Below are 24,665 nucleotides of genomic sequence, written 5' to 3'. Positions count from 1 at the left end.
TGCAGGCACGCACTTCGCTTTGAATGAAAGGCCGGGCCGCAAACCCCGGCCTTTTTGCTTTCAGCCTTGCGCCGATCCCGGCCCGGCCTCCGCCCGCCGCCGCCGGATCGCCTCGGCGATGAAAACACGCGACAGCGCGTGGTAGAGCGGCTCGTGCGAGATCATCCGCGCCGTACCGTAGCCCAGCATCGAGGCCAGCATCAGCGCGATGACATTGTCGTGATTGCCGGTCATCTCCAGGATGATGACGAAGGCGGTCATCGGCGCCTGCACCACCCCGGCGAAATAGCCGGCCATGCCGAGCAGTGCCGCAGCCCCCGTGCTGGCGCCGAAGAGGAGGCCGAGCGAACTGCCGATGCCGGCGCCGACCGCCAGCGAGGGCGCGAAGATGCCGCCCGGAATGCCCGAGATCATCGACAGCAGTCCCGCCAGGAACTTTTCGGCAAAGAAGAACCATGGCAGCGGCGCGCCTTCGACGGCGCCCCGTGCCTGCACGTAACCGGTGCCGAAGGTCGGCCCGCCCGAGGCGATGCCGATCACTGCAACCAGCAGCCCGCAGACGGCCGCGACCAGCAAGGCGCGCCGCAAAGGCTGGCCAGTGTTCCAGCGCCGGATCCGGCGTGTCACATTCAACGCCAGCAGCGAAAACAGCGCGCCGAGCCCGCCGCCGATGACGCCGCAGGCGATCACCAGCGGCCACTCGGCGGCAAACGAGATGGTGTCTTTGGCGACGCCGAAATAGGTGTAGTTGCCGAGCAGGCCGAGCGAGGCGAGGCCGGCCAGGATCACCGCCGTCAGCACCAGCCCATTGGTGCGTGCCTCATAGGTGCGGCCCATTTCCTCGATGGCGAAGACGATGCCGGCCAGCGGCGTGTTGAAGGCGGCGGCGATCCCGGCGGCCGACCCGGCCAGGATCAGACCCCGGGCCTGCACCATGCCGCCCCAGCGTGCCGCCTGCAGCATCAGCGACGCGCCGACCTGCACGGTCGGACCCTCGCGGCCGATCGAGGCGCCGCAGAACAGGCCGACGATGGTGAGCATGATTTTGCCGACCACCAGCTTGAGGGACAGGATATGACTTCGGTCCTCGTCGTCGCGAAGATGGCGGGCGGCGATCGCCTGCGGAATGCCGCTGCCTTGCGAGCCGGGAAAGAAGGTGTGGGCAAGCCAGGCGCACAGCACGAAACCCAACGGCGTAACGGCAAGCGGCAGATAGAAACGCCAGCCGCCTGCGTCTCCTGTCATCAGGTGAAACAGTTCCTGCGCCCTGTCCGCCAGCACCGCGAACAGCACGCTGATCACACCGATGCCAAGCGCCCCGGCCCAGAACACCAGGCGCGGCTGCCACACCCGCCGTGAGCCCCACATCGCGCGCGAACGCCGCAGCATGGGATATCTTCGCGATGTGCCGGCCATGTCTGTCCTCGAGCGGGGAGTATCGAGCCCTAACACGTGCAGGCCAGAGGTTAAACCGGCACAACCCATGACTCTGCCCTCAACCTGTGCTATGCGCCGCGCTTCCTTTCCGGCACGATGCGTGAAATCGGCCGCAAACCGCTTATATCAGTGCAACCATGACCCTTTCATTCGATCTCACCACTGACGGCGCCCGCGACGCGTTGCGCGCCCGCGCGGCACAGCCCGAAAAGCCGTCGCTGATCGGCCTGACGCGGGTCGAACTCGCCGAGGCTCTGGTTGCATCAGGCACTGTGCCCGAGCGCCAGGCGAAAATGCGCGCCCAGCAGCTTTGGCACTGGATGTATGTGCGCGGCGTCTCCGATTTCGCCGGCATGTTCAACATTTCCAAGGATCTGCGCGCCGAGCTGGACAAGCACTTCACCGTCGCCAGGCCCGAGATCGTCGAGGAGCAGATTTCCGCCGACGGCACGCGAAAGTGGCTGTTCCGCTTTCCGCCGCGCGGCGCCGGCCGGCCGGTCGAGATCGAGACGGTCTACATCCCCGAAGAGGGTCGCGGCACGCTGTGCATCTCCTCGCAGGTGGGCTGCACGCTGACCTGCTCGTTTTGCCACACCGGCACGCAGAAGCTGGTGCGCAATCTGACGGCTGAGGAGATCCTCGCCCAGTTGCTCACCGCCCGCGACCGGCTCGGCGATTTTCCCGACCGCGACACGCCCGACGGCGCCATCGTGCCGGCCGAGGGCCGCAAAGTGTCCAACATCGTCATGATGGGAATGGGCGAACCGCTTTACAATTTCGAAGCGGTCAAGAAGGCGCTGCTGATCGCTTCCGACGGTGACGGCCTTTCCTTGTCGAAGCGCCGCATCACGCTATCGACCTCCGGCGTCGTGCCGGAAATCTTCCGCACCGGCGAGGAGATCGGCGTCATGCTGGCGATCTCGCTGCATGCCACCAATGACGATCTGCGCGACCTGCTTGTGCCGATCAACAAGAAGTATCCGCTGAAGGAGCTGATCGCCGCCTGCCGCGCCTATCCCGGCCTGTCGAACGCCAGGCGCATCACCTTCGAATATGTGATGCTGAAGGACGTCAACGATTCCATCGAGGACGCCAAGGGCCTGATCAAGCTGCTCAAGGGCATTCCGGCCAAGATCAATTTGATCCCGTTCAATCCGTGGCCGGGCACCAACTATCAGTGCTCGGACTGGGAGACGATCGAGAAATTCGCCGATTACATCAACAATGCCGGCTATGCCTCGCCGATCCGCACGCCGCGCGGCCGCGACATCCTCGCCGCCTGCGGCCAGCTCAAATCCGACTCCGAGCGCATGCGCAAGGTCGACCGGCTGGCGCTGGAAGCGATGATGATAGCGGGGCACGGCGAGGCGTGAGCCGCCCCGTCGCCTGGCTAAGACGCTTCGCCATCATGGCGGTCGGCTATGTCGCCGCGGTGCTGACTTCGATCCTGGTGCCGGTGCTGCTGATCGCTCTTCTGGAAGGCATCGAAGACGGCAACTGGTCCATCATTTTCGCCTTCGACTGGCTGGGCTCGTTCCCGCTCGCCGTGTTGACCGTGATGATCGGCGCGCTGTTGATCGTCGGTCCGGCGCTCTTCGTCGCCGAACGGTTTTCGCTGCGGGGATGGTTCTACTTCGCCGCCACGGGTGCGATCACGTCCATCGCCTTTGGCGTATCCATGCCGCGCTCGGCCAGCAGCTTTGTCTTCAATCCGGGCTTTCTGGGTTTTCTCGCCACCGCCGGCATCGCCGCCGGTTCGGTCTACTGGCTTCTGGCTGGACGCAGATCCGGCACGCGACAGACTCTGGGCCGGGATTGATGGCGCGTCTCGTCGGCTACCTCGTCCGTTTCACCGTCATCCTGTTCGGCTATGCCGTCGCCTCGCTGGCGGCGAGCGCCTTCCTCAATATCCTGTTGCTGGCATCGCTCGGCTACACGCCGGAGCATGCGCATCCGACGGCGACGGCTTCCCTGTATTTCTCAATTCCCTTCGCCGCCCTGTTCGTCGCCTATTTCGCCCTGATGCCGGCCTCTGTCGTCATCCTGCTTGCCGAAATCCTCGGCCGGCGCGACTGGCTGTTCTATGCGCTGGCGGGCGCGGTGGTTGCCGGTGTTTTCCTCGGGCTTGCCGACCACAGCGGTGACACCGCCTTCGCCGTCAGGGACACCAGCGCCATCATGGCCGTGATCGGCAGCGGCATGGTCGGTGGTATCTTTTACTGGCTCAGCGCCGGGCGGTGGGCCGCAAGCTGGTGGCAAGGCGAACCAGGATCAAAAGAGGATGGCCAGACAGGATGACGGCGCCTACTTCGCCTGGGCCGTCAGGATCTTGAGGGCGAAGGCGGAGAACACGCCGGCAAACAGATAGTCGACCACCCGCGTGACGCGCGGGCTGGCCTTCATCGCCGCCGAAAACTTTTCCGCCGCCAGCACCATCGGTACCGTCACCGGCACCGACAGCACGATGAACATCAGCCCAAGGAAAAACAGCTTTCCCGGTGCGTTCGGATCATGCGCGGAGACGAACTGCGGCAGGAAGGTCATGAAGAACAGGATGATCTTCGGATTGAGCAGATTGACGCCAAGGCCCGCCGCCCAGCTGCGCAACAGCGAAATCTCGGGGCCTGTCTTCTTCTCCGGCGAAAAGGCCGAGCCCCTGGTGATTGCCTGCCAGGCCAGGAAGACGAGATAGCCCGCGCCGAAGATCTTCAGCACGAAGAAAGCCATCGGCGAGGCGACGATCAGCGCCGAGACACCGACAACCACCAGCGTGGTGTGGATCAGCGTGCCGCACAGCGCGCCGGCCATCGAGGCAAAGCCGGTGGCACGGCCCTGGTGGAGCGTGCGCGAGACGAACAGCGTCATGTCCGGACCCGGCGTGATCGCCAGGATGACCGTGGCAATGGCGAACTGGATCAGCGTGGCGGTGTCTGGAATGAACGACATGAGCGGCCCCAGGGAATTGGGAGGCCTATACAGGATGCGCCATGACGATGCCAGACACAGCAGCCACCCGATGTCGATCCAGAAGGCGTCCGCAAGGCATTCGCTGGACGGCCGGCCGCGGCGTCCTATGCCTGCCTGCTCAGCCGCATCCTCGCCGGCTCCTCCGCGACGAGTTGATCGTTGCGAACATCGGCGTCCCCGGTGATCTGGTCGATCGGCTTGGGCCGGCCGAGGAAATAGCCTTGCGCCTCGTTGCAGCCTTCGACCTGCAGGATGGTGAGCTGGACATGCGTCTCGACGCCTTCGGCAAGCACCGGAATGTCGAGGCTGCGGCCCAGCGTCAGCACCGCCCGGATGATGGCCTTGGCCTGCGGGCTTCGCTCGACGTCAGCCATGAACGAGCGGTCGAGTTTGATCTTGTCGAAGGGAAACGAGCGCAGCGTATCGAGCGATGAATAGCCGGTGCCGAAATCGTCGATCGCGATCGTCACCCCCAGCGCCTTGATCTGGCGCAGGACATGCAGCGTGCGCACCTTGTCGGCGACGATCGTCGATTCGGTCAACTCCAGTTCCAGCCGTTTCGGCGACAGTCCGGTCTCGATCAGGATTTGATGGATGAGCTTGGCGAGATCGGCATGGGCGAACTGTACCGGTGACAGATTGACCGCAATCTTGTGGCCATTGCCCCACGAGGCCGCCTGCCGGCACGCGGTCCGCAGCACCCATTCGCCGATCGCCATGATCGAGCCGTTCTCTTCGGCAATCGGGATAAATTCAGCGGGCGGGATCATGCCGTGCACGGGATGGGTCCAGCGCAGCAGCGCCTCGTAGCCGCAGGTGGCGCCGGTCGGGACCGAGGTCTGCACCTGATAGTGCAGCGAAAGCTCGCCGCGGTCGATCGCCTGGCGAAGGTCGGAGGCCAAGGCACGGCGCGCCCGCGCCGTCTCGTCCATGGCGGATTCGTAGAAGCAGACGGCTCGCGTGACGTCGTTCTTCGCCCGGTACATGGCAAGATCGGCATTGCTGACCAGCCGCTCGCGGTCGGCTCCGTCGCGTGGATAGACCGCGACGCCGATGCTGGCGCCCGCGGCGATTTCGAAATCGTCGAGCCGCAACGGCTCGAACAGCGACTTCTCCAGCCGCGAGACCAGCCCGAGAAGGTCCTTCTGATCCTTGAAGCGCTTGATCGCGGCGAACTCGTCACCGCCGAGCCGGGCGACGAATTCGCCCTCGCCGATGAGTCTCGACAGCCTGCGGGCGACGATCTTGAGCGCCTGGTCGCCGGCCGCATGCCCCCTGAGGTCATTGATCTCCTTGAAGCGGTCGAGATCGATGACGATGACCGCCGTCATTGTGTCCTCGCCCTCGCATGCCCGGTCGATCTCATGGTCGAGGCGGTCGTTAAAGGAAACCCGGTTGGGAAGGCCGGTAAGGGCGTCGTTGAGGGCGAGATGCTGAAGCCGCTCGAAACTCTCCAGACGGCCACGCTCATCGATCAGATAGCTGGCGAAGCCGGTGGCCGCGACGATCAGGCCGACCACGGCGACGGCGACCGCCATTGCCACCAAAATATCGGGATTGGTGCCTGTGCTGATGAAGGACAGCGGCGTCACCGCCACCGCGGCCATAGCCGTGAAATGCAGGCCGACGATCGCCAGCACCAGCAGCCCGATAGCGAGATAATGCGACCAGCCGTATGGCCGGCGCACGGCATGGCCGACGGCCAAGGCGGAGAACACCGCCGAGATGACCAGTGAGGCCACGACATAGGAGCCGTCCCATTCGACGATGCCGGCAACGTGATAAGCCATCATGCCGGTGTAGTGCATGGCCGAGATCGCCAAGCCAACGACGATGCCGCCCCATTCCGGAGCCAGGCGCCGGCTCTTGCCGGATGCGAGGGTGAAGCCCAGCCCGGTGCCGATGATGGCGATGACCAGGGATGCCATGGTCAGGACCGGATCGAAGGTGATCGGCGCGCCGGGCTGGTAGGCCAGCATGGCGATGAAATGGGTGCACCAGATCGACGAGCCGGCGGCAACCGCGGTCAGGAACAGCCAGCCCTTCATCTGCACGCCGGTGGTTTTCCTCGAACGGTCGAAGAGGCCGATCGTCACCCAGCAGCCGGTGACGCACATCAGCGCCGCCAGCAGGACAAGCCACAGATTATGCTCCATGGCGATGCATGATATAACGCGCATCAAGAACGGCCCGAGCCCGAGGACACCCGCGACAAAGCTGGCAAGAAGCCGCCCGGAACGTGCCCAAGGCGGCTTTGTCGTAAGTGTTAGCGGCACGGCGTGAAAACTTGATTAAGTCCCTCCAGCAAATGCAGCCTTTGATTGCAGCAGATTGTTTTCGCTGCCGGCCGCCCCCGGCCATGCGCTGGACCAGAAGCCATGCACGCACGCGTGCTTGCTCGCTCTGCCGTTCCTGCTAAAAGGCGCTGCGACAATCCGTGACGCCCAGGCTGGGGCGTCCGCCATCGACGGGGTAAAAATGTCCAAGGCCAAAGACATCAAGAAAGTCGTGCTCTCCTATTCCGGCGGTCTCGACACATCCATCATCCTGAAATGGCTGCAGACGGAGTTCGGCGCCGAGGTCATCACCTTCACCGCCGATCTCGGCCAGGGTGAAGAACTGGAACCGGCGCGCCGCAAGGCCGAGATGATGGGCATCAAGGACATCCGCATCGTCGACGTGCGCGAGGAATTCGTCGCCGACTTCGTCTTCCCGATGTTCCGCGCCAACACCGTCTATGAAGGCACCTACCTGCTCGGCACCTCGATCGCCCGGCCGCTGATCTCCAAGCATCTGGTCGAGATCGCCCGCGAAACCGGCGCCGACGCGATTGCGCATGGCGCCACCGGCAAGGGCAACGATCAGGTTCGCTTCGAGCTTTCGGCTTACGCACTGAACCCCGACATCAAGGTCATCGCGCCGTGGCGCGACTGGTCGTTCAAGTCGCGTACCGACCTGATGAATTTCGCCGAGCAGCACCAGATCCCGGTGCCGAAGGATAAAAAGGGCGACGCACCTTTCTCGGTCGACGCCAACCTCTTGCATTCGTCCTCCGAGGGCAAAGTGCTGGAAGACCCGTGGGTGGAGCCGCCCGAATTCGTCCACCAGCGCACAGTGTCCCCGATGGATGCGCCTGATACCGTCACCGAGATCGAGATCGAATTCCTGAAGGGCGATCCGATCGCGCTGAACGGCAAGAAATTGTCGCCGGCAACAATGCTTGCGGCACTCAACGATCTTGGCCGCGACAATGGCATCGGCCGGCTCGACCTGGTCGAGAACCGCTTCGTCGGCATGAAATCGCGCGGCGTCTACGAAACACCAGGCGGCACCATCCTGATCGCTGCCCATCGCGCCATCGAATCGATCACGCTCGACCGTGGGGCCGCCCACCTCAAGGACGAGTTCATGCCGCGCTATGCCGAGCTGATCTACAACGGCTTCTGGTTCGCGCCCGAACGGCTGATGCTGCAGGCGATGATCGACAAGAGCCAGGAAGACGTCGAGGGCACGGTGCGCCTCAAGCTCTACAAGGGCAATGTCATGGTCACCGGCCGCAAGTCGAAGAAGACGCTTTACTCCGATGCGCTGGTCACCTTCGAGGACGACCGCGGCGCCTACGACCAGAAGGACGCCGCCGGCTTCATCCGTCTCAATGCGCTGCGGCTGAGGACGCTGGCCGCGCGCAACCGCAAGGGTTGACAGCTCTATTGATCGCCAAGGGCGACACGCGCCAAGAAACCCGAGGGAGCCGCCAGGTTTATAGTTTGACCTTCTCGCAACTTCATCTTACGTCTCTTGTGGGATGATGGGGTTTGACAATGAAAACTGGTATTGTTCTTCTGCTTCTGGCGACGGCCGTCTTTGCAGGGAGCCAGTCTTCGCAGGCAGCCGGTAAGCGCGAGCCGAAGGCGGACTTGAGCAGCTGCGTCAGCGCTGTCCAGGCAGCATGGGACCTTACGTTCAAGCACGAGATCGCCTCTTTCATGGGCGTCTCGCAGGAGCGCATGCCGGCGCTGTTTTGCCACCGCATTGCCGAAGGGCTGCGCAGCGGGCGGATCAGCTATTCCGACATAAACAATCTGCAACTTGATCAGGCGACCGAATTCTGGACGGTTATCAAGGGCAAGCCAAGCCCGCCAAGGTCACGCAAGCCCCGGCGCCACGGTCGCTCAAATTCCGCAACTGCAGCGGTGTTGACGGCGCCTTCCAAGTTCCCATTTCTCAGAATTGCCCGTTGAGCGGCTGGGCGAATCATTGAGTGATGTGTGCAGGCGCTCGGCCGTTCTTGGCACCCGTTTTCTGTCCGTGTTGGCTGTCCTGGCGAGCTTGGCCGTTGCCAAAGCCAACGACTATGACCCCGCCTCCCTCGACCTTCCCGCGCTGATCGAGTGCAGGGCGGACGTTCCGACCTACAACGACTTTGCCCTGTGGCTGTCCAGCGCACCGGGTGCCGTTGAAACGCTTGGCTGGAAGGAGGTTGACTCGGGCAATCCCTTTCTCAGCCAATACGAACTGCCGGCCAAGATCCGCGTGTTCAACCGCGAGACGGGATCGATCGTGTTTACCGCTGCGGGGCCGATGGCCGTGCTCGACGGTGTTGCCGCGCCGGAGCTTGCCAAAGAACTCAACGTCGTCGCCGTTTATTCCACGCCGCAAAAATTCCTTGGCGAGAAGGTCGTTGTCCAAAACACCGAAGAGTCGGAAGGATTGACCTTCTCAACGGACGTCAAGCTCAACGTCTCGACCGTCGAGTCGCACCCCGGCAAGACCCTGGCCGGCTGCTCCTACACGCTCGAAATCAAATAAAAACCCGGCATTCGCGCCGGGTTTTCGATCAAGTCAGAAATGGCGTCAATCGCCGTCGATCGCCGTGGCAATGCGGGCGATGGCCTGCTGATAGACGCTCGCGGAATTCCAGCCGGCAATCGCGCCCATATTCGCACTCGCGCTCGCGCCCGCCCGCCAGCCATGGCCCTTGAGGAAGTTGGCGGTGGAAGCCAGCGCCGTGCCCTTGTCGCGCAGGTTTCCGCCGCCGACGCCATATTTCAGGACGTTTCCTGGCAGGAACTGCGTGTGTCCGATCTCGCCATGCGCGGCGCCGACCGACGAGGCTGACAACGCCCCGCGATCAACCAGCTTCAGGGCTGCGATGGCATGCGGGTAGAAGAACCCCGGGCGGCGGCAATCATAGGCAAGCGTCAAAATGGCAGAGACGGTGTTCTGGTTGCCCATGGCCGAACCGAAGCCGGTTTCCATACCCCAGATGGCGAGCAACACGCCCGGCGACACGCCGTAATTCGCTTCGATCTTGGCGAACAGCGCCGCATTCGACTTTTTCAGCGACCGGCCCTTGGAAATAATCGCCGCGCCGCCGCGCCGCCGCATGAAATCCTCCACCGAGCCGCTGAAGGCCTTGTGAATGCCGCGGTCGACGGAGATCGTCTTTGTCGCGTAGTTCGCCCCGGCCAGAGCGGCCAGCCCCTTGGCGCCCACACCTTCCGACCTGGCCTGCGCGGCAAAGTCCTGCTTCCAGGCCTCGAAGCCGGCGCCGGTCTTGCCGCAGCTGGCCGCTGCCTGTGCGCCCGTCGCCAGCGCAAGCACCGCCACCACGGCCGCTGCAAACATCTTTCCCTTGGCAAGAATTGCCATGTTGATCTCCTGGTTGCCTGAATCACGTCCCAATTGCGAACTTGCCAGCGAAACGCGCACTTGTCACTGTCACCGCTGCAATGCTGGCGAATGCCGTGGAATTTGCCTAGGATCAAGTGATTATTGTGGCAAGGGGGCTGCATGCAAGACGTTGATGTCGTCATCATCGGTGCCGGGTCGGCGGGTCTTGCCGCCGCCAGGACCCTGCAGGCCGCGGGGCTTTCCTTCACGCTGCTCGAAGCGATGGACCGAATCGGCGGGCGAGCCTGGACCAGCGACCAGCATTTCGGCGTGCCTTTCGACATCGGCTGCGCCTGGCTGCATGCCGCCGACCGCAATCCCTATTTTCCCGAAGCCCAGGCGGCAGGCTGGACGTTGCATCATCACGACATGAACGTCGATCATCTCTACTACCGCGAGCGCAAGGCGAGCGAAGCGGAAGAAGCCGACATGAAGGCCGCCGACGCAAAGCTGTTCGAACTGCTGGCCAGGCATGAAGTGAAGGACGGAGATGACGATCGTCTTTCGGCGCTGTTGGCAAAAGGCCATGCACCGCGCGCCGCCGCCACCTTCGCCGGGCCGATGGATTTCGGTGCCGACGAGGACGAAATCTCGATCCTGGACTTCCAGGCCGCGGCCGATCTCGACCCGAACTACTTCAGCAAGGAGGGCCTTGGCGCGCTGGTGGCGCGTTTCGGCGCCGGCGTGCCGGTCGAACTGTCGACGCCGGTGCGCAAGATCCTGTGGGACCTGCCCGGCGTCGCCTGCGTCACCGATCGCGGCACCGTCCGCGCCAAAGCGGTGATCGTGACCGCTTCGCCGGCGGTGCTCGCCTTCGAGGAGATCGCGTTCTCGCCGGCCCTGCCCGACACGCATTTCGGCGCCTTCTTCGACCTGCCGATGGGCATGCTGACCAAATTGCCAGTCGAAATATCGGGCACCAGGCTCGGGCTGCAGCCCTTCGACGACCTGCTGATCGAACGGATGGCCAGGCACGACATCTACTTCCTCTGCTTCCCGTTCGACCTTGACTTGATGGTCGGCTTCGTCGGCGGCGATTTCGCCTGGGAAATGTCGGCGGCCGGCGAGGCGGCCGGCATCGACTTCGTCGTCGACCGGCTGTGTGGCATCTTCGGCGGCGATACGCGCAAGCATGTCGGACGCGCAATGATGACCAATTGGGGCGGCGAGCGCTTCGTGCGCGGCGCATATGCCGCGGCCCGCCCCGGCCGTTCACTGGCGCGCGCCGCACTCATGCAGCCGGTGGCCGACAAGATCTTCTTCGCCGGCGAGCATCTGGCCGGCTCGCTGGTCCAGACCTGCGGCGGCGCACGGCTGTCGGGCGAGGCGGTGGCAAGGCAGGTTGTCGCCCAGCTTGCGGCCAAATAGCTTCAGGAAAATGTGGAACACCGCGCGGCTGTTCGCGTTGGGCACGGGCCGCCGTGAACATTTGTGTCACCTCCGGTGAATTGAGACCAACATGAAACTCTTCGACTGCCCGCATTGCGGCCATCGCATCTATTTCGAGAACGCCCAGTGCCTGAACTGCGGGAACCCCGTGCTCTACGATCCCGAGCACGCCTGTTTTGCGCTGGCAGGCGTCGATGGCGTCTTCCAGTGCACCAACGCCGATGAATGCGCCTGCAACTGGATGGCGGAACCGGGTCACGCTTTTTGCCGCGCTTGCGTGCTGAACCAGTTGATCCCAGATCTCTCCGTCGACGGCAACCGCCGCCGCTGGATCCGTGTCGAAGCGGCGAAGAAGCGCGCCATCTACTCGCTGCTGGCCTTCGGGCTGCCGGTGGCGCCCAAGCAGAACCCGGCCGACGAAATCGGCCTTGCCTTCGACTTCCTCGCCGATCCGATCGGCGGCGGCCCCGGCGGCGAGCGGATTCTGACCGGCCACGACAATGGTTTGATCACGCTCAATGTCGCCGAGGCGGATTCGGCCGAGCGCGAGAAGCGGCGCGTCGAGATGGGCGAGAACTACCGCACCTTGCTCGGTCATTTCCGTCATGAGCTCGGGCACTATTACTGGGACCGCCTGATCCGCGACGATCCGCACAGGCTCGAAGCTTTCCGCGCACTGTTCGGCGATGACCGCGCCGATTACGAACAGGCGCTGAAGGCCTATTATGCCAATGGTGCGCCCCCCGACTGGCAGCAAGACCACATCTCGGCCTATGCGACCTCGCATCCTTGGGAGGACTGGGCCGAGACCTGGGCTCACCACCTGCACATCACCGACACGCTGGAAATGGTGCACGCGCTGAACTTTCCGCTCGGCCGGCTGGAGACGGTGGAGGCCAACGACTTGCCGCGCGGCGACACAGGCGGCGGGTTGCAGGCCGCACCCTCGGATCCGGCGACCGCGCCCGAGCCTTTCGAAAAGATCCTTGCCCGCTGGCTGGTGCTGTCGGAGGCCTCCAATTCGATCAACCGCTGCATGGGCCTGCCCGACCTTTATCCCTTTGTCATTTCGGACGTCACGGCGCGGAAATTGGAATTCGTTCACGAACTTCTGACCGATTTGCCGAAAGAAGCGGGAACAAATCGTGAGTTGGCGCAAGCGTTTTAGCGGGAACGCATAAGCTGCTGCCCCGTTTTGGCTGCCGAGGGACCTGAAAACGGAGAGAAACCATGAAATCCCTGTTGTTTCCGGCGGTAGCCGGAATGCTGACCGTGATGTCGGGCGCCGCGCTTGCCGATACCGCTGTCTCAGCCGTCACCGATCTTAACGTGCGCGCCGGACCCGGCCCGCAATATCCTGTGATCGGCGTGCTCACCGCCGGCCAGTCGGCAACGCTCAATGGCTGCATCGAAAACAGCAAATGGTGCACCATAGCCGAGGCCGGCGGCCAGGGCTGGGTCTATTCCGACTATGTCACGGCCGATATCGGCGGCAGCCGCGTGGTGCTGACGGAACGGCGCTCCAGCGTTGCTGTCGTCTCGCCGCCTGAGGACATCGGCAACTACTCGACCGATTATACCGGCGCGATCATCGCCAGCGATCCGGTCGTGGATGACTTCCCGCCGCCTCCGGCTGAAATCCGCACCTATGTCGACACGCATCGCCTCGATCCCATCTATCTCGAAGGCGAAGTGGTGACCGGCGCGACCCTGCCCGACACCGTCGAGCTACGCGAGATTCCGGACTACAATTACCGCTATGTCTATGTGAACGGCCAGCGGGCGCTGATCGATCCGCAGACCCGGCGCATCATGTACGTCGTTCGCTGACGACAAATCGGCACAAGCGGCCGCTGCGATTGCAGCGGCCGCCAGCAGGCGGCGCCGCCGCGCGGCGCTCTCCTGCGCCGACTTGCTTGGCCTAGTCCTTTGCGGAAAACCATTCCGATTTTTCCGGCCATCGGTTAGTCAAATAGGCGATGACTTTGGCAAGGGAGCCCGCGTGACCATCGATCCGGCCGCCTTCGAGCGTTACAGGCATTCGCCGAACGCCAAGACGACCTTACCGCGCCTGTTGCTCGGAACGGGCATCGTGGTCCTTTTTTGGGGAGCAACCACCGTGGCCGTGCTGGTCGGCGGCACCTATGCCTTCATCGCCTGGCAGGCGACCCCATCATCCGGCATTCAGGGCTTCCTCGCTTCGCCCCTCGGCATCCTCACCGCGCTCGTCTCGTTCGCCGGCATCTGGATCGGCCTGTGGGTCGCGATGCGCTGGGTGCACGGCGAGAAGCTGTCGGCGCTGCTCGGCAACAGCCGACGAGTTTCATGGCCCGACTTCCTCAAAGGGCTGATCGCGGTGCTGATCACGTCGTTCATATCCGAGGTCCTGCTCTATCTGCTGCAGCCGCAGATCACGCGTGGCCCGATCGGCCTGTCGTCCTGGCTGCTGTTTGCGATCCCGATCGCCGCGCTCACTTTGCTGCAGACATCCTCTGAAGAGGTGCTGTTTCGCGGCTATCTGCTGCGCGGTCTCGCCAACCGGTTCACGAGCCCGGTAATCTGGGCCCTGCTGCCGGCCCTGCTGTTCACCTCGCTGCATTGGAGCGCGAGTTCGTCGCCAGCCATCAATGCTTGCGTGCTGGCGTCTATCGCCGCTTTCGCGCTGCTGCTGACGCTAGTGGTCTACGCAACCGGCAATCTCGGCGCCGCCTTTGGTGCTCATCTCGGCAACAACCTGACCGGGTTTCTCTTGATCTCGCATCAGGACAGCTACAATTCCTTCGCCCTGTTCAACGCCAGGCCGCTCGAAGGGCCGGGCTGGGCGACGTCGGATGCGGTTCTCATCGCCTTCATCGGCATCGCCTGCAGCCTGCTGACCATCGTGCTGCTTCTACATCCGCGTTCGCCGCTCAAGCTCGCCGCCGAGCTTCCGGACCGGACGAGCACGGCGTGATTGCAGGCCCGGGAACGACGCAATCCGGCCTTGTCTTGACTCCGCGTCCGATTTCCTGTCTACACGCCCCGAATTCCGCGACGAGTATCCCTCCGAGCAAGCCGACCAGGACGCCGAAACCTCTTTGAGGTGAAGTGCTGTAAATCGATCCTGGAGGCCAACACCCGGCAGCGCTGAGCGCCCCCGGGTGCTTTTTGGTTTTGGCTTTTGGTTGGACACTGGGCGCGAACGCATTACCTCTCGGGCATCATCCGGGTGCCAGGGAAAAGGAAAACGAATGTTTGAATCGCTACAGGAACGTCTTGGTTCGATCCTGAACGGCCTCACCGGCCGCGGCGCGCTGTCGGAGGCTGATGTCTCGGCAGCACTGCGCGAGGTGCGCCGCGCGCTGCTCGAAGCCGATGTGGCGCTGGAAGTGGTGCGTTCCTTCACCGACAAGGTGCGCGAGAAGGCCGTCGGCGCTGCCGTGGTCAAGTCTATCAAGCCCGGCCAGATGGTCGTCAAGATCGTCCATGACGAACTGGTCGACATGCTCGGCGCCGAAGGCGTCGCCATCGATCTCAATGCCCCGGCGCCGGTCGTCATCATGATGGTCGGCCTGCAGGGTTCCGGCAAGACGACCACTTCGGCCAAGATCGCCAAGCGTCTTTCCGAGCGTCAGAACAAGAAGGTCCTGATGGCCTCGCTCGACACGCGGCGCCCCGCCGCGCAGGAGCAGCTTCGCCAGCTCGGCGAACAGGTCAAGGTTGCCACGCTGCCGATCATCGACGGCCAGTCGCCGGTCGACATCGCCCGCCGCGCCGTGCAGGCGGCCAAGCTCGGCGGCCACGACATCGTCATCCTCGACACCGCCGGCCGTACCCATATCGACGAGCCGCTGATGGTCGAGATGGTCGACATCAAGAAGGTGTCGAGCCCACACGAAATCCTGCTGGTCGCCGATTCGCTGACCGGCCAGGACGCCGTCAATCTGGCCAAGAGCTTCGACGAGCGCGTCGGCATCACCGGCCTCGTCCTGACCCGCATGGACGGCGATGGCCGTGGCGGTGCGGCTCTTTCGATGCGCGCCGTCACCGGCAAGCCGATCAAGCTGATCGGCACTGGCGAAAAGATGGACGGGCTGGAGGAATTCCACCCCAAACGCATCGCCGACCGCATCCTCGGCATGGGCGACATTGTCTCGCTCGTCGAAAAGGCCGCCGAGAACATCGACGCCGAACAGGCGGCGGCGATGGCCAAGAAGATGCAGTCGGGCAAGTTCGACCTGAACGATCTCGCCGGCCAGCTTCAGCAGATGTCGAAGATGGGCGGCATGGGCGGCATCATGGGCATGATGCCCGGCATGGGCAAGATGAAGGACCAGATGGCCGCCGCCGGTCTCGACGACAAGATGTTCGGCCGCCAGCTCGCCATCATCTCGTCGATGACCAAGGCCGAGCGCGCCAATCCCGATTTGCTCAAGCATTCGCGCAAGAAGCGCATCGCCGCCGGTTCCGGCACCGACGCGGCCGAAATCAACAAGCTGCTCAAGATGCATCGCGGCATGGCCGACATGATGAAGGCGATGGGCGGCAAGGGCAAAGGCGGCGGCCTGATGCGCGGCATGATGGGCGGTCTCGCCTCCAAGATGGGCCTCGGCGGCATGATGCCCGGCGGTATGGGCGGCATGATGGGCGGCGGCATGCCGGACCTGTCGAAGATGGACCCTAAGCAGCTCGAAGCCTTGCAGAAGCAGGCACAGGCAGCCGGCCTTGGCGGCGGCATGAAAGGCCTTCCCGGCGGCGGTGGCCTGCCTAGCGGCATGCCCGGTCTGCCCGGCGGCATGAAACTCCCCGGGCTTCCCGGCCTCGGCGGTGGCGGGCTGCCCGGCCTTGGCAAGAAGAAGTGAGGACGCCATGAACGAAGAGAAGGACATGGCCGACGCCCGCGCTCTCCTGGCCGATTACCGCGCCTCGATCGACAACATCGACGCGGCCCTCATCCACATGCTGGCCGAGCGCTTCCGCTGCACCAAGGCGGTCGGTGTGCTGAAGGCGACGCATGGCCTGCCCCCGGCCGACCCGGCACGCGAGCAGCAGCAGATCGCCCGGCTTCGCCAGCTGGCGAAGGACGCCCATCTCGACCCGGATTTCGCGGAAAAATTTCTCAACTTCGTCGTCCGCGAAGTGATCCGCCACCACGAACAGATCGCCGCTTCCGCTTCCAACGGCGTGACGAAAACCAACTGAAACCCAATCAACGAACTTAGTTTAGGAGAAAAGAAATGCCCTTGAAGATCCGACTGGCCCGTGCGGGCTCGAAGAAGCGTCCTTACTACCACGTCGTCATTGCCGACGCCCGTTCGCCGCGTGACGGCCGGTTCATCGAGTCGATCGGCTCGTGGAACCCGCTGCTGCCCAAGGACGGCGAACGCGTCAAGGTCGACGCCGACCGCGTCAAGCATTGGCTGGCGCATGGCGCCCAGCCGACCGACCGCGTGCTGCGCTTCCTCGACGAGGCTGGCCTCGTCAAGCGCGACGCCCGTTCCAACCCGAAGAAGGCCGAGCCGGGCAAGAAGGCGCAGGAACGCGCTGCCCTTCTGAAGAAGGCGCAGGAAGATGCCGCTGCTGCTGTTGCGGCCGCCGCTGCACCGGCCGAGGCGGAAGCCGCCACCGCCGAATAATTGCTCTATTCGCATCCAGGAAAACGGCGGGCCATGTGCCCGCCGTTTTGCTGTCCAGTTCTGTCTGTAAGAGCTGCCGATCAATAACCGTCCGGGCAGCGGTCGACGTAGACGCGGCCACGGCGATCACGGTAGCGGCATTCGCCACGCTCGCTCGCCCGGCCGATCAGCGCGCCGGCAACGGCGCCGACAGCACCACCGACGACGGCGCCTTCAACCGGATCGCCAGCGACCGCCGCACCGACGGCAGCCCCACCGAGGCCGCCTACGGCCGCGCCTTTTTCCGTTTGCGAACAAGCGGCGAGCGGCACCAGCAGCGCCATCAAAAGCATCGTTTTCTTCATCATCGTTCCTCTCCGATAGGAGCCGCCTCCGCCGCCAGGCAAATCTCTAACTCGCAACTCGGCGATTCGATCCCTGAGACATTGCCCGGCAAAGGGTTCAGGCTTCGAGTTGAAAGCGATGCTTCGATCTGGATCTAACGGCTGAACGGGATCAGCGCGCGGACCCTGGCATCGCGCAGACACAGGCCGCCCCACAGGATAATGCCGAGATAGACGCCGAACAGCATGTGCGAGAACAGCGGGTTGTCGACGCGGACATTGGTGGCGATAGCGCCGCCCATATAGGCGGTGAGCAGGATGGCGCCGAGCAACGAAGTGCGCGGCAGTGCATAGAGAGCGGTCGAGATCAGGCCGATGACGCCCAGCATGCGCGCGGCATTGGCATCGGCCGGCCAGCCGAGCGGCACCATCGTCTGGGTGACGACATCGAGCGGCGGCAGCTTGATGACGCCATCGAAAATCATGAACAGCACGATGACGCCGCTGAGCGCGCGGCCGGCCCATAAAGCGCCCGGCGAGACGGGCGCGATTTCGGAAATGCTCATGGTGGTCCCTCCTAGTGGTTCGAGCCCTTTTCGCTGGGGTCGAACCAAGGACGTGGCATGGGGCTGCGATCCGACAGAGGTCCGATTGTTTTAAGCCCGCGCGCCTTCGCCTAGGAAAAATAAAACTTTTCCGCGGGGATCATCTTCGGCGGCGTTTCGCCCAGCGCTTCGAACACCGAGATTTCGCAGACACGGCAGAGGCCGTCGAGTGCAAGGTCGTTGGCCTCGGTGCCGAACGGATCCTCGAGCTCTTCCGACAGCGCGTCGAGGCCGAAGAAGGTGTAGGCGATCAACGCCGTGAACAGCGGCGTCGCCCAACCGGTGGTCGAGATCAGGCCGATCGGCAGCAGCAGGCAGACGATATAGGCCGTGCGATGCACCAGCAGCGTGTAGGCGAAGGGTAACGGCGTACCGGCGATCCGCTCGCAGCCGGCCTGGATGGCTGCGATCGACGCGAGCCTCTCATCGAGGATACGAAAGCCTATCGAGTCGACGTCGCCCGCCCGGCGCTGCGCATTGGCACGCCGGCCCATTCGCCTGACCATCTCATCTGCCGGATTGGAAAAGGCTGCGGCCTTGTCCGCCTCGGCGTCGATGAAGGCGCGGGCATCCTTCATGCTGTCGATCTTGCGCAACTGCCCGCGCAGGAAATGACAGAAGGCGAGCGCTTCCATCAGCAAGGCGCGCTGCTCGGTCTGGTCCGGGATGAGGCTGGTGGTGGCGCGGGCCAGGTTGCGCATTTCGAAGACCAGCGCGCCCCACAGCTTGCGCGCCTCCCACCAACGGTCGTAGGCGGCGTTGTTGCGGAACGAGAGATAGATCGACAATGTCACGCCGACCAGGCCGAAAGGCGTGATGTTGAAGATGCTGAAATCAAGCTGGAACCGGCGCGCCACGGCCAGGATGATCGCGGAATAGAGCGCGAAGCCCAATATCTGCGGCAGGATGCGTGGCACGACCGAACCGCGCATGATGAAGAACAGCTGCAGGAATGTGGGGCGCGGGCGAACGATCATCGAAGGCCTTTCACGGACCGGCATCGGCCCTCAGCTCCTCTATTGTGCGATGCGACAGGTCCGCAAGCCCAGCCGCCAGCGACATCGCCATGTCGTCCTTGCAGCGCCAGGACTATCGGCACGCGCCGGTCGCGGATATTGAAGAGCACGTGGGCTGCGGCCCATTTCTGCAGGCGAGAGAAACGAATGACCGGCGAGACCGATCTGAAGACACTGCTGGCATCGATGACGCCGGAACTGCTGGCCGGCACCTATGTCTTCGCCACGCTGGCGCCTGGCGTCGCTCAGCCGGAAGGCCTCGAGCCGGTGATGGTGTTTCGCGAGCGCGAGGGCGTGACGCTGATCGTAACCGAGGAGAAGGCCATCGCTGCGGCACTGACCGCGTCATTCCGCTGCCGGATGGTCACGCTGAACATCCATTCGTCGCTGGAGGCCGTCGGCTTCCTCGCCGCCATCACCATGCGCCTCGCCGCCGCCGGCATGGGCGTGAACCCGGTTTCGGCCTTCTACCACGACCATCTGTTCGTCCCCGCCGACCGGGCGGAGGAAGCGCTGGAGCTGCTGGTTGGGTTGGCGGCTGAGAATCGAAGCTGAGGCTGGTGCTGCCCCTCATCCCCCTGCCGGGACCTTCTCCCCGTGAACGGGGAGAAGGGAGCTAACGGCCAAAGGCCGAACACGCGACTGCGGGCCGCCGATCGTTCGGCGCCCCCGCGGAGGGCCCGCCGCGGCAGCGGCGATACGGCCCGTGAGCGAAAACTAAGCCGCCTTCTTCTTCGGCTGGATCAGGCCGCGTTCGACCAGCAGTTCGGCGATCTGCACCGCGTTGAGTGCGGCGCCCTTGCGCAGATTGTCGGAGACGATCCACATCGACAGGCCATTGTCGATGGTCGAATCCTCGCGGATGCGCGAGATGAAGGTGGCGTCCTCGCCGGCCGATTCCAGCGGCGTGATGTAGCCGCCGTCCTCGCGCTTGTCCAAGACCTGGCAGCCTGGGGCTTCACGCAGGATATCCCGCGCCTCGTCGGCGGTGATCGGCTTTTCGAACTCGATGTTGACCGCTTCCGAATGGCCGATGAACACCGGCACGCGCACGCAGGTCGCCGTCAGCTTGATCTTGGGGTCGAGCATCTTCTTGGTCTCGGCGACCATCTTCCACTCTTCCTTGGTGGAGCCGTCGTCGAGGAACACGTCGATGTGCGGGATGACGTTGAAGGCGATGCGCTTGGTGAACTTCTTGACCTCGACGCCATCGGCGACGAAGACCGCGCGGGTCTGGGTAAAGAGTTCGTCCATACCTTCCTTGCCGGCGCCGGATACCGATTGATAGGTGGCGACGACGACACGCTTGATGGTGGCGAAGTCATGCAGTGGCTTCAATGCCACCACCAGCTGCGCCGTCGAGCAATTCGGATTGGCGATGATGTTCTTGCGCGTGAACAGCGAGATCGCGTCCGGGTTCACTTCCGGCACGATCAGCGGCACGTCCTGGTCGTAGCGGAAGGCCGACGAATTATCGATGACGACGCAGCCCTGCTTGCCGATCTTCGGCGACCATTCCTTGGAGACGCTGCCGCCGGCCGACATGATGCAGATGTCGGTGTCGGAAAAATCATACTGGTCGAGCGTCTTCACCTTCAGCGTGCGGTCGCCGAACGACACTTCCGTGCCCTGGCTGCGCCGCGACGCCAGCGCCACGACTTCGCTTACCGGAAAGCCGCGCTCTTCCAGTATGTTGAGCATTTCCCGGCCCACATTGCCCGTGGCGCCGACGATCGCTACCTTGAAACTCATCGAAAAATCTCCTGTCCCTCTCCGCTTGGTTTTTGGAGAAACCCGCTGGCCGATGCGGGTTCCGTCCCCCGGGCCGAACCCGGGAGAGGGTGGTTAGGCCAAGGGAGTCACACCGTTTTGGTGGTGGTTTTGGCCATAGTTTTGGTTGAACGCAGGAACGCGTGCTCCGACCGTCCGCGAACCATGCTGCCATGGCCGGAGAAGTCGAGTGCATAAAGCGCCATCAAAAGGCCGCGCATCGAAACTGTCCTGTTCGGTGCCGGCTTTTACGCGGTTTGCGTCAAGAGTCAATTGGCGAGCGACGCCGGTTTCCCCTGCGCCCTGTACAATCGCGGCTGCGCGAAGTACGAACGGTCAAGATTGTTTGGCTGGCGCTAGGTCGGCCCCGGCATGTGCTCCATGATGAGCGCGGACCCTAAATTCCGAAAGAGTGAGATGTCCAACTTCGAAGCACTTGTTCCAGCGCTTGCCAGGGCGCTGGAAAAACGCGGCTATTCCGAGCTGACGCCCGTCCAGAAGGCGGTCGTCGCGCCGGAACTCGGCGAGGCCGATGCGCTGGTTTCGGCGCAGACAGGCTCCGGCAAGACGGTGGCCTTCGGCCTCGCTCTGGCGCCGACCCTGCTTGAGGGCGCGGAGCGCTTTGGCCACGCCGCCGCACCGCTGGCGCTGGCGGTGGCGCCGACGCGCGAACTCGCCTTGCAGGTGACGCGCGAACTGGAATGGCTCTACGAACTGACCGGCGCCACCGTGGCGTCCTGCGTCGGCGGCATGGACATGCGCTCGGAGCGGCGTGTGCTGGAGCGCGGCGCCCATATCGTCGTCGGCACGCCCGGCCGGCTGCGCGACCACATCACCCGGCGCTCGCTCGACATGTCGGCGCTGAAGGCGGTGGTGCTCGACGAGGCCGACGAAATGCTCGATCTCGGCTTTCGCGAGGACCTCGAATTCATCCTCGACGCCGCTCCGGCCGAACGCCGCACGCTGATGTTCTCGGCCACCGTGCCGCGCTCGATCGCCACGCTCGCCCAGGGCTACCAGCGCGATGCGGTGCGCATTTCGGCCGCCGGCGAGGAGAAGCAGCATCTCGACATCGAATACCGGGCGCTGAGCGTCGCCCAGCCCGACCGCGAGAACGCCATCATCAACGTGCTGCGCTATTACGAAGCCAAGAACGCGCTGGTGTTCTGCAACACGCGTGCCGCCGTCAATCATCTGACCGCGCGCTTCAACAACCGCAACTTCTCCGTCGTGGCGCTTTCGGGCGAGCTCAGCCAGAACGAGCGCAGCCATGCCTTGCAGGCAATGCGCGACGGCCGCGCAAAAGTCTGCATCGCCACCGATGTCGCGGCGCGCGGCATCGACCTGCCCAATCTCGAGCTGGTCATCCACGCCGATCTGCCGACCAATCCGGAAACGCTGCTACACCGCAGCGGCCGCACCGGTCGCGCCGGGCGCAAGGGCGTCAGCGCGCTGATCGTTCCCAACAGCGCCCGCAAGCGCACCGAGCGGCTGCTGCAGAACGCCGGCCTCAAGGCAACATGGGCGAGCCCGCCCTCGGCCGACGACGTGATGCGGCGCGACGACGAGCGCATCCTGGCCGATCCGGTTTTCGACGAGCCGGTGAAGGACGACGAACGCGGTTTCATCGACGCGCTCCTCGCCAGACATGGCGCCGAACAGGTGGCCGCTGCCTTCGTGCGCCAGTGCCGCGCCAGTCGCTCGGCGCCCGAAGACCTCATGGAGATCGCGCCGTTCACGCCGTCGCGTGAAAGACCGGCGGGCGAAGGTTTCGCGCGCCGCGACGAGGCGCCCAGCCGCCGCGACGATTTCGGTGACAGCGTCTGGTTCTCGCTGTCGATCGGGCGCCGGCAGAATGCCGAGCCGCGCTGGCTGATCCCGATGCTGTGCCGCACCGGCAGCATCTCGAAGCGCGAGATCGGCGCCATCAAGATGCAGCCGGAAGAGACCTACGTGCAGATATCAGCCGACTGGGCCGACCGCTTCCTGGCCGCGATCGGTCCCGACCGCAAGCTGCAAGGCAACATCCTGGTGAAGCGGCTCGATGGTACGCCCGATCTTTCACGCGCCGGCTATCAGCCGCCAAGCCCCGACAAGAAGCCGCATCGCGGCAAGGCGCCGTTCGACCCCAACGCGCCGAAGCGCAAATTCGAAAAACGTGCACCGGCAGCAGTCGATCAGCGCCCGGCCGCCGCGCATGAGGCAAAGCCATGGGCGAAAAAGCCGGGCAAGCCGAAATTCGACACCACCGGCGCGCCCAAGCACAAGAAGGCGAAGAAACGGCCCACCTAGAGCATTTCACCGTTTCACGGAAACGGCGATCTGCTCTAACTCTTTGTTTTGACGCAATTCCCAAGGGAAAACACTATGCGTTTTCCCGGGAAAACGGCTTCACACTTTTCCTAGAATTGCTCTAGGACTTCGGCCGGAGGGAAGCGCTTGCCTGCAGGCCAGCCTTGATGGCAGCCCAGCTGGCCGATGCCGGCGTCGGGCGATGCTGCTTTGCGATGCGTTCCGTCAGCGATGAGCGCCAGTCCGCGTCTTCCGCCATCCTGCGGATCGCAGCGTACCAGCTGGCCTGGTCATTGGAATCGATCGCCGGCATCAGCCCGCCGCTCGCCTCGATCAGCGACGGCGCGGTCGAGACGATGACCGGAATGCCAAAATCGAGACATTCCGAGGCGCCATAGCCCCAGCCCTCGATATACGAGGGAAAGACGCCGAAGGAAGCGCTGCGATAATATCGGATGAGCTCCTCATCGCTGATCGCTCCGGTGAACGTAACCCGCTCGAGCAGTCTCGGATGAGCCTTAAGATAGGCGCGCAGCGGATCGATCATCCAGCCCCAGCGCCCGGCGCAGACGAGCCGCGGCAGCTTGACGTCCTCGTCGAGCGCCTGCTGCCATATCCGTGCCAGCAGGATGTGGTTCTTGCGCACTTCGATGGTCGAGCAATAGAGCACGAACGGCTCGTCGGCCTCGATGCGCGAAGTCTGGCCGATGCGCGAAGCCGTCTCGTACAGGATGGACGGCATCGGAAACCGGTATACCACCGGCTGCGTGACGCCTGCCTGTTGCATATGATCGGTCAGCGTCGCACCAACTTCGTCGGATGCACAAAATGCCGGCGCGCCGGAACGCACGAGGTGCTCGAGATATGACCCGTAGCGAGCCTCGCCAGGGCTCATACCAACCATGTCGGGGCGCAGTGTCGGGATGAGATCGTGGCAAAGAAACGCAAGGCCACCGGCGCGCCCCGAGACGGCGGTTCGGTCATCCCCGGTCAGAATGTGATGGCTGATCAGGACAAAGCCGCGTTCGGTCTCGTTCGGTTGGCTTGGAACCTGACGCGGGGCCGACTGGATCCGCGCCCGCTGGTACAGACGATAGGCCCTGATCAGCAGCCTCGTCGCCTGATAGGCAATCCCTTTGCGGCCATGGGTCACCGTCTTGGCGAGATGGCGGTCGGCGTCGCGCTTGCCCCATGGCTGCTGCCTCACCGCTTCGAGGGCCTGCGACATCGCCGTGCGTCTCCCAGGCCATCGTTTGAGGCGCCAGGGTGAAATCTCGCCCGTCGCCACATGGTCCTGCTCGAAAGGAGCGAGGGGGCGAAACCGACCTTCCCACGGTCGGAACGCCACCACCTCCACGCTAGGGTCGGGATCGGCCAGGGCTGCGCTGACGAGAAAGCTTTCCACCCGCGGGATGCCGACAAGTCCCTGGCCGGACGACCAGAACGTCAGGCCGGTGGCGTCGATGGCCAGCCTGGGAGGCCTTCTTTCCCCTCCATCTTCAATCACGGTTTTACTGTCAGGACTCTCGACTGTCATGTTCTGCTTCTGTCGAAGGCGGTTGCACTCGATGCCTTATG

Annotated in this window: 25 protein-coding genes; 15 read left to right on the top strand and 10 right to left on the bottom strand. The window is 63.9% G+C overall.

Annotated elements, in window-relative coordinates; genetic code table 11:
* Nucleotides 1-60: 60 nt before the first annotated feature.
* Nucleotides 61-1,416, bottom strand: coding sequence for a chloride channel protein (locus EJ079_RS07840; RefSeq protein ID WP_127808681.1), 1,356 nt, complete (start codon nucleotides 1,414-1,416; stop codon nucleotides 61-63).
* Between the two features lie 158 nt (nucleotides 1,417-1,574).
* Here EJ079_RS07840 and rlmN point away from each other — a divergent pair, with 158 nt between their 5' ends.
* Genes rlmN through EJ079_RS07825 form a run of 3 tightly spaced genes read left to right on the top strand, consistent with a single transcriptional unit; the run spans nucleotide 1,575 to nucleotide 3,735 of the window.
* Nucleotides 1,575-2,810 (top strand): 23S rRNA (adenine(2503)-C(2))-methyltransferase RlmN, encoded by a 1,236-nt coding sequence (rlmN, locus tag EJ079_RS07835; protein ID WP_127329343.1) that lies wholly within the window; start codon nucleotides 1,575-1,577, stop codon nucleotides 2,808-2,810.
* Nucleotides 2,807-3,256: a hypothetical protein gene (locus EJ079_RS07830; RefSeq protein ID WP_127321011.1), complete on the top strand. Its 450-nt coding sequence runs from the start codon at nucleotides 2,807-2,809 to the stop codon at nucleotides 3,254-3,256. The genes rlmN and EJ079_RS07830 overlap by 4 nt, the downstream gene beginning before the upstream one ends.
* Nucleotides 3,256-3,735: a hypothetical protein gene (locus EJ079_RS07825; protein ID WP_127808680.1), complete on the top strand. Its 480-nt coding sequence runs from the start codon at nucleotides 3,256-3,258 to the stop codon at nucleotides 3,733-3,735. Before EJ079_RS07830 ends, EJ079_RS07825 begins: the two co-directional genes overlap by 1 nt.
* Before the next feature lie 6 nt (nucleotides 3,736-3,741).
* On the opposite strand, the gene EJ079_RS07820 is transcribed toward EJ079_RS07825, so the two are convergent.
* Together EJ079_RS07820 and EJ079_RS07815 are read right to left on the bottom strand one after the other, a co-directional pair.
* A complete protein-coding gene (locus EJ079_RS07820; protein WP_127808679.1) occupies nucleotides 3,742-4,383 on the bottom strand; it encodes a LysE family translocator in 642 nt (213 codons plus the stop codon).
* Between the two features lie 125 nt (nucleotides 4,384-4,508).
* Entirely contained in the window at nucleotides 4,509-6,584 is a 2,076-nt protein-coding gene (locus EJ079_RS07815; protein ID WP_127808678.1) for a bifunctional diguanylate cyclase/phosphodiesterase, read from the bottom strand.
* A gap of 298 nt (nucleotides 6,585-6,882) precedes the next feature.
* On the opposite strand from EJ079_RS07815, the gene EJ079_RS07810 reads away from it, so the two are divergent.
* The 3 genes from EJ079_RS07810 to EJ079_RS07800 all read left to right on the top strand — a co-directional run bounded on the left by EJ079_RS07810 (nucleotide 6,883) and on the right by EJ079_RS07800 (nucleotide 9,213).
* A complete protein-coding gene (locus tag EJ079_RS07810; protein ID WP_127808677.1) occupies nucleotides 6,883-8,106 on the top strand; it encodes an argininosuccinate synthase in 1,224 nt (407 codons plus the stop codon).
* Between the two features lie 284 nt (nucleotides 8,107-8,390).
* Entirely contained in the window at nucleotides 8,391-8,645 is a 255-nt protein-coding gene (locus EJ079_RS33715) for a hypothetical protein (protein ID WP_245481829.1), read from the top strand.
* An 88-nt stretch (nucleotides 8,646-8,733) separates the two neighbouring features.
* The gene (locus EJ079_RS07800) at nucleotides 8,734-9,213 is read left to right on the top strand and encodes a hypothetical protein (RefSeq protein ID WP_348629730.1); all 480 of its coding nucleotides are present in this window, start codon (nucleotides 8,734-8,736) and stop codon (nucleotides 9,211-9,213) included.
* Nucleotides 9,214-9,258: 45 nt separating this feature from the next.
* Here EJ079_RS07800 and EJ079_RS07795 read toward each other — a convergent pair whose 3' ends face one another.
* Nucleotides 9,259-10,056 carry a lytic transglycosylase domain-containing protein gene (locus EJ079_RS07795; RefSeq protein WP_127398635.1) on the bottom strand — a complete coding sequence of 266 codons (798 nt, stop codon included), beginning with the start codon at nucleotides 10,054-10,056 and terminating at the stop codon, nucleotides 9,259-9,261.
* A 141-nt stretch (nucleotides 10,057-10,197) separates the two neighbouring features.
* Here EJ079_RS07795 and EJ079_RS07790 point away from each other — a divergent pair, with 141 nt between their 5' ends.
* The 7 genes from EJ079_RS07790 to rpsP all read left to right on the top strand — a co-directional run bounded on the left by EJ079_RS07790 (nucleotide 10,198) and on the right by rpsP (nucleotide 17,081).
* The gene (locus EJ079_RS07790) at nucleotides 10,198-11,445 is read left to right on the top strand and encodes an NAD(P)/FAD-dependent oxidoreductase (protein WP_127808676.1); all 1,248 of its coding nucleotides are present in this window, start codon (nucleotides 10,198-10,200) and stop codon (nucleotides 11,443-11,445) included.
* A 91-nt stretch (nucleotides 11,446-11,536) separates the two neighbouring features.
* Nucleotides 11,537-12,634, top strand: a complete 1,098-nt coding sequence (locus EJ079_RS07785) for a putative zinc-binding metallopeptidase (RefSeq protein ID WP_127382298.1) — start codon at nucleotides 11,537-11,539, stop codon at nucleotides 12,632-12,634.
* A gap of 62 nt (nucleotides 12,635-12,696) precedes the next feature.
* Complete coding sequence (locus EJ079_RS07780) at nucleotides 12,697-13,296, top strand: DUF1236 domain-containing protein (protein ID WP_127397842.1); 600 nt, start codon at nucleotides 12,697-12,699, stop codon at nucleotides 13,294-13,296.
* A gap of 172 nt (nucleotides 13,297-13,468) precedes the next feature.
* Nucleotides 13,469-14,419: a CPBP family intramembrane glutamic endopeptidase gene (locus EJ079_RS07775; protein WP_127808675.1), complete on the top strand. Its 951-nt coding sequence runs from the start codon at nucleotides 13,469-13,471 to the stop codon at nucleotides 14,417-14,419.
* Between the two features lie 277 nt (nucleotides 14,420-14,696).
* Nucleotides 14,697-16,307 carry a signal recognition particle protein gene (ffh, locus tag EJ079_RS07770; protein ID WP_127808674.1) on the top strand — a complete coding sequence of 537 codons (1,611 nt, stop codon included), beginning with the start codon at nucleotides 14,697-14,699 and terminating at the stop codon, nucleotides 16,305-16,307.
* 7 nt (nucleotides 16,308-16,314) lie between these two features.
* The gene (locus tag EJ079_RS07765; RefSeq protein ID WP_127261568.1) at nucleotides 16,315-16,647 is read left to right on the top strand and encodes a chorismate mutase; all 333 of its coding nucleotides are present in this window, start codon (nucleotides 16,315-16,317) and stop codon (nucleotides 16,645-16,647) included.
* Between the two features lie 35 nt (nucleotides 16,648-16,682).
* Nucleotides 16,683-17,081 carry a 30S ribosomal protein S16 gene (rpsP, locus tag EJ079_RS07760; protein ID WP_127808673.1) on the top strand — a complete coding sequence of 133 codons (399 nt, stop codon included), beginning with the start codon at nucleotides 16,683-16,685 and terminating at the stop codon, nucleotides 17,079-17,081.
* A gap of 80 nt (nucleotides 17,082-17,161) precedes the next feature.
* On the opposite strand, the gene EJ079_RS07755 is transcribed toward rpsP, so the two are convergent.
* From EJ079_RS07755 to EJ079_RS07745, 3 genes are all read right to left on the bottom strand, one after another.
* Nucleotides 17,162-17,425, bottom strand: coding sequence for a glycine zipper domain-containing protein (locus EJ079_RS07755; protein WP_027037482.1), 264 nt, complete (start codon nucleotides 17,423-17,425; stop codon nucleotides 17,162-17,164).
* Between the two features lie 134 nt (nucleotides 17,426-17,559).
* Entirely contained in the window at nucleotides 17,560-17,970 is a 411-nt protein-coding gene (locus EJ079_RS07750) for a DoxX family protein (protein ID WP_127808672.1), read from the bottom strand.
* Nucleotides 17,971-18,080: 110 nt separating this feature from the next.
* Nucleotides 18,081-19,010 carry a bestrophin family ion channel gene (locus EJ079_RS07745; RefSeq protein ID WP_245481828.1) on the bottom strand — a complete coding sequence of 310 codons (930 nt, stop codon included), beginning with the start codon at nucleotides 19,008-19,010 and terminating at the stop codon, nucleotides 18,081-18,083.
* Nucleotides 19,011-19,172: 162 nt separating this feature from the next.
* On the opposite strand from EJ079_RS07745, the gene EJ079_RS07740 reads away from it, so the two are divergent.
* Nucleotides 19,173-19,580, top strand: coding sequence for an ACT domain-containing protein (locus EJ079_RS07740; RefSeq protein ID WP_127808671.1), 408 nt, complete (start codon nucleotides 19,173-19,175; stop codon nucleotides 19,578-19,580).
* A gap of 162 nt (nucleotides 19,581-19,742) precedes the next feature.
* Here the strand turns inward: EJ079_RS07740 and EJ079_RS07735 are convergent, their stop codons facing one another.
* Together EJ079_RS07735 and EJ079_RS34145 are read right to left on the bottom strand one after the other, a co-directional pair.
* The gene (locus EJ079_RS07735) at nucleotides 19,743-20,777 is read right to left on the bottom strand and encodes an aspartate-semialdehyde dehydrogenase (protein ID WP_023814446.1); all 1,035 of its coding nucleotides are present in this window, start codon (nucleotides 20,775-20,777) and stop codon (nucleotides 19,743-19,745) included.
* A gap of 107 nt (nucleotides 20,778-20,884) precedes the next feature.
* A complete protein-coding gene (locus EJ079_RS34145; RefSeq protein ID WP_281040148.1) occupies nucleotides 20,885-21,016 on the bottom strand; it encodes a hypothetical protein in 132 nt (43 codons plus the stop codon).
* A 196-nt stretch (nucleotides 21,017-21,212) separates the two neighbouring features.
* Here EJ079_RS34145 and EJ079_RS07730 point away from each other — a divergent pair, with 196 nt between their 5' ends.
* Nucleotides 21,213-23,087 (top strand): DEAD/DEAH box helicase, encoded by a 1,875-nt coding sequence (locus tag EJ079_RS07730; protein ID WP_127808670.1) that lies wholly within the window; start codon nucleotides 21,213-21,215, stop codon nucleotides 23,085-23,087.
* Between the two features lie 121 nt (nucleotides 23,088-23,208).
* Here the strand turns inward: EJ079_RS07730 and EJ079_RS07725 are convergent, their stop codons facing one another.
* Entirely contained in the window at nucleotides 23,209-24,624 is a 1,416-nt protein-coding gene (locus EJ079_RS07725) for a glycosyltransferase (RefSeq protein ID WP_127808669.1), read from the bottom strand.
* Nucleotides 24,625-24,665: the final 41 nt, after the last annotated feature.

Origin of the sequence: Mesorhizobium sp. M7A.F.Ce.TU.012.03.2.1, from assembly GCF_004006095.1 — a bacterium.
GTDB lineage: Bacteria > Pseudomonadota > Alphaproteobacteria > Rhizobiales > Rhizobiaceae > Mesorhizobium.
This window is presented reverse-complemented; position numbering and strand designations above follow the sequence as displayed.

Bases quoted from the DNA above. Each gene is read 5' to 3' on its own strand.
- EJ079_RS07825 (WP_127808680.1), top strand. From the start codon at position 3,256: ATGGCGCGTCTCGTCGGCTACCTCGTCCGTTTCACCGTCATCCTGTTC.
- EJ079_RS07745 (WP_245481828.1), bottom strand. From the start codon at position 19,010: ATGCCGGTCCGTGAAAGGCCTTCGATGATCGTTCGCCCGCGCCCCACA.
- EJ079_RS07810 (WP_127808677.1), top strand. From the start codon at position 6,883: ATGTCCAAGGCCAAAGACATCAAGAAAGTCGTGCTCTCCTATTCCGGC.
- EJ079_RS07785 (WP_127382298.1), top strand. From the start codon at position 11,537: ATGAAACTCTTCGACTGCCCGCATTGCGGCCATCGCATCTATTTCGAG.
- EJ079_RS07755 (WP_027037482.1), bottom strand. From the start codon at position 17,425: ATGAAGAAAACGATGCTTTTGATGGCGCTGCTGGTGCCGCTCGCCGCT.
- EJ079_RS07735 (WP_023814446.1), bottom strand. From the start codon at position 20,777: ATGAGTTTCAAGGTAGCGATCGTCGGCGCCACGGGCAATGTGGGCCGG.
- EJ079_RS07730 (WP_127808670.1), top strand. From the start codon at position 21,213: ATGTCCAACTTCGAAGCACTTGTTCCAGCGCTTGCCAGGGCGCTGGAA.
- rlmN (WP_127329343.1), top strand. From the start codon at position 1,575: ATGACCCTTTCATTCGATCTCACCACTGACGGCGCCCGCGACGCGTTG.
- EJ079_RS07840 (WP_127808681.1), bottom strand. From the start codon at position 1,416: ATGGCCGGCACATCGCGAAGATATCCCATGCTGCGGCGTTCGCGCGCG.
- EJ079_RS07790 (WP_127808676.1), top strand. From the start codon at position 10,198: ATGCAAGACGTTGATGTCGTCATCATCGGTGCCGGGTCGGCGGGTCTT.
- EJ079_RS07725 (WP_127808669.1), bottom strand. From the start codon at position 24,624: ATGACAGTCGAGAGTCCTGACAGTAAAACCGTGATTGAAGATGGAGGG.
- ffh (WP_127808674.1), top strand. From the start codon at position 14,697: ATGTTTGAATCGCTACAGGAACGTCTTGGTTCGATCCTGAACGGCCTC.
- EJ079_RS07750 (WP_127808672.1), bottom strand. From the start codon at position 17,970: ATGAGCATTTCCGAAATCGCGCCCGTCTCGCCGGGCGCTTTATGGGCC.
- EJ079_RS07815 (WP_127808678.1), bottom strand. From the start codon at position 6,584: ATGCGCGTTATATCATGCATCGCCATGGAGCATAATCTGTGGCTTGTC.
- EJ079_RS07795 (WP_127398635.1), bottom strand. From the start codon at position 10,056: ATGGCAATTCTTGCCAAGGGAAAGATGTTTGCAGCGGCCGTGGTGGCG.
- EJ079_RS07780 (WP_127397842.1), top strand. From the start codon at position 12,697: ATGAAATCCCTGTTGTTTCCGGCGGTAGCCGGAATGCTGACCGTGATG.
- EJ079_RS34145 (WP_281040148.1), bottom strand. From the start codon at position 21,016: ATGCGCGGCCTTTTGATGGCGCTTTATGCACTCGACTTCTCCGGCCAT.
- rpsP (WP_127808673.1), top strand. From the start codon at position 16,683: ATGCCCTTGAAGATCCGACTGGCCCGTGCGGGCTCGAAGAAGCGTCCT.
- EJ079_RS07765 (WP_127261568.1), top strand. From the start codon at position 16,315: ATGAACGAAGAGAAGGACATGGCCGACGCCCGCGCTCTCCTGGCCGAT.
- EJ079_RS33715 (WP_245481829.1), top strand. From the start codon at position 8,391: ATGGGCGTCTCGCAGGAGCGCATGCCGGCGCTGTTTTGCCACCGCATT.
- EJ079_RS07740 (WP_127808671.1), top strand. From the start codon at position 19,173: ATGACCGGCGAGACCGATCTGAAGACACTGCTGGCATCGATGACGCCG.
- EJ079_RS07820 (WP_127808679.1), bottom strand. From the start codon at position 4,383: ATGTCGTTCATTCCAGACACCGCCACGCTGATCCAGTTCGCCATTGCC.